The 5,245-nt window shown below is 57.0% G+C and carries 4 protein-coding genes and 1 pseudogene; 3 read left to right on the top strand and 2 right to left on the bottom strand.

Features of this window, described 5'->3' with window-relative positions:
- Window positions 1–658 precede the first annotated feature (658 nt).
- The 3 genes from Q2941_RS50610 to Q2941_RS50600 all read left to right on the top strand — a co-directional run bounded on the left by Q2941_RS50610 (window position 659) and on the right by Q2941_RS50600 (window position 3,988).
- Window positions 659–868: a GDCCVxC domain-containing (seleno)protein gene (locus Q2941_RS50610; protein ID WP_084801414.1), complete on the top strand. Its 210-nt coding sequence runs from the start codon at window positions 659–661 to the stop codon at window positions 866–868.
- A 383-nt stretch (window positions 869–1,251) separates the two neighbouring features.
- Window positions 1,252–1,965: a DUF1330 domain-containing protein gene (locus Q2941_RS50605; protein WP_254112721.1), complete on the top strand. Its 714-nt coding sequence runs from the start codon at window positions 1,252–1,254 to the stop codon at window positions 1,963–1,965.
- Between the two features lie 1,177 nt (window positions 1,966–3,142).
- Complete coding sequence (locus Q2941_RS50600) at window positions 3,143–3,988, top strand: c-type cytochrome (protein ID WP_027522487.1); 846 nt, start codon at window positions 3,143–3,145, stop codon at window positions 3,986–3,988.
- Window positions 3,989–4,359: 371 nt separating this feature from the next.
- On the opposite strand, the gene Q2941_RS50595 is transcribed toward Q2941_RS50600, so the two are convergent.
- Both Q2941_RS50595 and Q2941_RS50590 read right to left on the bottom strand, forming a co-directional pair.
- The gene (locus Q2941_RS50595; RefSeq protein WP_458197390.1) at window positions 4,360–4,692 is read right to left on the bottom strand and encodes a hypothetical protein; all 333 of its coding nucleotides are present in this window, start codon (window positions 4,690–4,692) and stop codon (window positions 4,360–4,362) included.
- Between the two features lie 294 nt (window positions 4,693–4,986).
- Window positions 4,987–5,172 (bottom strand): annotated as a pseudogene (locus Q2941_RS50590) (universal stress protein); the annotation flags it as partial.
- Between the last annotated feature and the right edge of the window lie 73 nt (window positions 5,173–5,245).

Raw genomic sequence — 5,245 nt, 5'->3', positions numbered from 1 at the left:
GCCGGATGCTCGAATCGGGCTTGTCCGGATCTGCGCGGGGGGTGTCCAGCAATGGGCATCCCTACCGCGAACCAGGGTCAATCGCGACTGTGCTGGCCGAGCGGAAATTCCGGTGATGTCCGCTATGCTCTGGAAACGGAAGTCAGCGGGCACACGCGTTTTGCTATGCAAGCCCCTTGACCTCCATCCGCCAATGCAAGGGTGCCGCGAGACAAAACGCGACGTCGCGTGGTTCCTATGGACCTTTTGGGGTTCGCCACGCATGGGAGGAGATCATCACGTCAGAACCTTTGCAGCAGATGCCCGAACGTCGCCACGGGCCGGATCGGCAGCAGCCCCTCCCGCGCCTTCGGGAGTCTGGCGGGAGTCCTTCCCTCCACGAGCAAGGGAGGTAGCCTTGACCCCACACATACTTACCCATGGACTCCGCTGAGTCACAGAGAGGCATCGTAGTCGGAAGCAAGCCAGCATCCCGTACTTAAAGCCGGCGGCGCTGCGGCTCTGCCTCGACTAGGGCCTCTACTCACAAACACCCTGCGTCTGCTTTGAGGCACAGACCAACATTTGACCCTCACCGGAAGTTCGGGTCGGTGTCGGTGTTTATCTTTCGGAACGGCCCCAGCATCAGTCCTTGGCCCTTTTCGCTTACAAGGCGCAAATGCAATTGCAATCGATACTGACCTGCCCCAAATGCGGTCATCAGGCCACAGAGATCATGCCAACCGACGCCTGCCAGTTCTTCTATGACTGCCCGGCTTGCGGAACACGGTTAAAGCCGAAGCCCGGTGACTGCTGCGTGTTCTGCTCATACGGGTCAGTGCCATGTCCGCCAATACAAGAACACGGCAAGGGAGGCTGCTGTGGCTAGAGCCGCATTCGCCCCGCTTCGGATGTCGCCTGTTGGCCATCAGCGAAGTGGCCGCGCGCCTCGTTGATGTCCGGTCTGTGGGGTATAGCAGACTTGATTTGCTCACGTTGAGTTCTTCGCATCTTGACCGATAGCAGAACTCGGCACTCGGCGAGCACTATGGGACGCTAGGCCACTTTCCGACTACGTCTATAGGCCGACGCTGCTATTTATCCAGTCTCCGTGAACTGAAAGCGAATGCGAAGCGGCTTGCCGTCGTAAGCCACATAATCGAGCTCGACGCCGAGATTGATGCCGGGACTTACAGTACCCCTAGAAATGCCCCACTGCCGATCGGCCGATCCCGTGATAGGCTTCTGGCCGGGCTATGCGGGAGAGCGGTCATGCCGAAGGCTTACTTGATTGCTGAGCACATCATCACCGAGCCCGCTGTGTTTGAGGAGTACCGGGTCAAGGTTGGACCGATGATCGAAAAATACGGCGGGCGGTATCTGACGAAGGGCAGCGCACATCAACTCCCCGAAGGCGGCCATTGGGAGCCGGAGCGCGTTGTCATCATCGAGTTTCCCGATAAGCAATCGCTGGACGCTTGGTACAATTCACCTGAGTATCAGCCCCTGATTAAGTTGCGGAAAGAAAGCACTAGCGATCTCGACATGCTGATCACGCTTGAGGGCGTAGCCGCAACGAGTGAGGTGAACATGGAGATTACCAAAGTGCTTGGCTCGAAGTACGACGACATAGCGCCCGATGGATCGGAAGTTCGGTTGCTGCCGGAGATGACACGAGGCGGCATGGCACACTTCGCATTAGGCCCTCGCAATGTATCGAAAGCCGTTGCTCACAAGACGATCGAGGAGATTTGGTACTTCATACGCGGAAGAGGTCGCATGTGGCGCCGCCCTGGTAACAGCGAAGGTGAAGGGCAGATTGTGGACGTATTCCCCGGAGTGTCGATCACCGTTCCGACAGGCACACAATTTCAGTTCAGAAACGACGGCGATGAGGCGCTCGAAGCCATCGGCGTCACAATGCCACCTTGGCCCGGCCCTGACGAGGCTTTTCAGGTTAAAGGAATTTGGCAGCCGACCGTATGAACCCCGCTCTGCGCGATCGACAGACAGGACGCACGACGCTTGCCGGAAGGGCTGCTTCTGGCCCTTCTGCGAAGTGGCCGCGCGCCTCGTCGAGGTCCGGACACGCGGGTATAGCGGACTCGATTTGCTCACACTGGAGTTCTTCGCATTTTGACCCACAACGGACTCCGGCCACCTGCGCGAGAAACTAGGCGGGTATGGGTGCGCTGCGGTTCGGAGCAGTCTAGGGCGCGCCTCAATAGAGTACCGTACCAGCGTTTTCATGTATCGTCCGATTTAACCGGCGGAGATAAGAACGTGCGATATGCTTTGGTCATCGCGGTGTTGCTTGGGTCGACGCTTCTTGCTCAGGCGGAGCCTATCGATCGTAACAAGTGGATCGCGCAGACTGGAAGAGCGAGCAAATCCTGCCTCGCTAAATTTCGGCAGAAATTCGGGGAAGACAACGGACACCAATACTCAAACTGTATGACAGATCAAACTAACAAAGCGATCGATGACTGCGTTGGCAGTAGTGAGTTTTCTAGCTGTGTTTTGGAAAAATCATTGAGGGTATTGGAAGTCTGCGACCTATCGAGCTGCTGAAAGTACACGTTTTCAGGTTGGGCCTTACCTAATACCGTGAGGGGGACTCGAGAGGCGATTGAATAACATCGGTATGTCGCCTATTGGCCCGTCGCGACATATTGCATCGCGACACCAAGTAGGTCGCTAACGGGGCATAGCGGAAGTTGGTAGGCAGCCGTCTTTTGCAGAACACGACACTCATGACCCGACTCGGACTTCGCACGCTCTCTGGTTCTTTTCCCAATCAACCGCGTAGCTGCCCACGCCCAGCATCAACCGAGAGTCAGGGATCGATCAACTGGCGCCAAATGCACAGCGAGCAATACTTGTGATTGACCTACTCAGGAAGGTCTACCTCGTTTGATCAAATTGACATTCTCGCCTGCGAGTTTTGTCTCGGCTGTGGAGGGGCATGCCCGCTTTGGCCGCCGAGGCTCTAGGCCCAACTCCTACGAGGGTACCCTAGAGCTGGCTTCTGTTGCCCCAATGCCCAGGGCGCCGATGCGGCGATTTCTCCTTAGAGTTGGCGCGGGTTGGCCGAGGGCAGAAGTTGCGCACGCATAGTAAGAACTGAATTTAGTCGCCGAAAAACAATTGGGAGAAGTTTGGTGTGCTCAAGCTCTTTATGACCTCGGTCATCGCTATTGCCACCACGCTCGGTGTCGCCCGTGCCCAGTCCGATCTGGTTAAGCGAGGCGATTATTTGGTCAACGGTTTTCTAGCCTGTGGCAATTGCCACACGCCAAAGGGCCCAGATGGTGACATCTTGGAAAAGGCTTTCTCCGGCGGCGCGTCCTTTGACGAGCCGCCGTTCAAGGTAACTGCCTCGAACATCACGCAAGATAAAGAGACCGGCATCGGAAACTGGAGCGACGCCGACATCAAGAAGCTCATTCGCACTGGCGAAACGCCGAAGGGATGGCATATCGCCATGATCATGCCGACCGGCTTCTACCACATCATGACCGAACATGATCTCGACGCGGTCGTCGCATACTTACGTACAATCAAACCAATCAACAACAGAGTGCCTGATCCGATCTACAGGACCGCGCAAATCGAGACCGTCCTGCCCGGGGGCGAAAAGGCGTTCACGGAATCGATGATGAACGACAAAGTGGTGAAGGGTTTCTATCTTGCTACCATCGCGCATTGTATGGCGTGCCATACACCGATGGGACCGGGAGGGCGCGAGTTCGCCGACAAGCTCGGCGCGGGTGGCTACGAGTTCCGCGGCCCCTGGGGCGTCTCGGTTTCACGCGACATCACCCAGAGCAAAAGCAAGGGTATCGGCGAATGGACAGACGCCGAAATCAAGCGCGCAATCACCCAAGGCATCAGCCGCGACGGTAGCCGTCTCAAGCCACCGATGGGCTTCCACTACTACGCCACGATAAGCCCAGATGATCTTGATGCCGTGGTCGCCTATCTGCGCACGCTGCCGGCGAAGGAGTAACGCTCGAACTGCCGCAGGTCGCGTCCCGTCGAGCCCAAACTGAACCGTCGAAGCAACGGAATGCCAAGCGTCGTGCGGTAGCCGGCGATCTCCGAAGCGATCTTTGTCGGCAGCGACGGGGCATTCCGCGACGATTGCTCCGTTTTGCTTTAGTCCGCGGTCCTTTCTATCCGCTTCTCCAGTCAAGGACGTAGTAGTCCGAGGAGCGTTGCGAGCCATGCTTCCAAAAACGAGCCACGGTTTTCCTGACCGTTGACGGTACGAACCGCTGCTGCAGCGGTTGCGAGCCCAAGCGAGGTGAGGTCCGTGGTTTCTCGCGATGCGACGTGGCGTGAGGTGGCGGTCGTGTCGTCCATGGACTGTGTGACGACCTAGCGTTCACGCGCTGGATGAGCCTTCACGAACGATGACGCATCCGACTCTATATCCACCAGAACTTCCCCGGCGAGAATTTCGGGGTCTCCAAGATCAAGGTCATGCAAGCTTGCTTGAACAAATGCCAGTACTCTATCGTTCGCCGCGATGGCGCTTTCTCGGTCGTCGAATATCATCACAGCAACGCCGACGCCTTCGCCCCCGTCCAATACATAATAAGATCTGAAGCCGTGCGATTCCCTTAGGATCTGACCGATGCCACTTTTCGCGCGGCGAGCAGCATCCGCGACCGAACGAACCTTGGTGTACTTTCGAATGACCATGTACATGAGGCCACCTGCGCGTTTCCGGCTCCTTGCATCAAAGCATATCGGGCCATCACTGGACTAGGGTCTCCTTCCAGGAGATGTGTCAAACATGCGACCTCGTGGAGGGCAGCTCGTGGCGCAAACCGGACCTAGTCAGGGATGGATCTCTTATCGGTCAGAGATAAAGCCAAAGGCCCTAAGGAATTGCCGCGGCTGACAGGGCGAGGAAGGCGCACTCCTGCGTTGGGCAAGCTGAGGTAGAAAGCAATTCTACGCCCAGTCGCGCCGCATAGCGTGCGAATTATAAGCGCGGTTCTAATGCGCCATTAGGACGGGCAAATCCGCGTGCTCCATGATATAGCTGGTCGCGCCACCGAATATCATTTGCCGCAGTCTATTGCGGGTAAAGGCGCCTTTTATCAGCAGATCGCAGCCTTGTGCTCTGGCCGCATCAAGGACCGCCTCACCAGTGTCGCGGTCTTCCAGTTCAACGCTCACTAGTCATCTGGAACGAAAGTTCGTCACATTATATGATGGCTCGAATCTCTGCAGAGGAGAGCGCTTGTGGCGAATG

This window comes from Bradyrhizobium sp. UFLA05-153 (genome assembly GCF_054185185.1).
The sequence above is the reverse complement of the archived record's forward strand: the minus strand, read 5'-3'. Positions and strand labels throughout refer to the sequence as shown.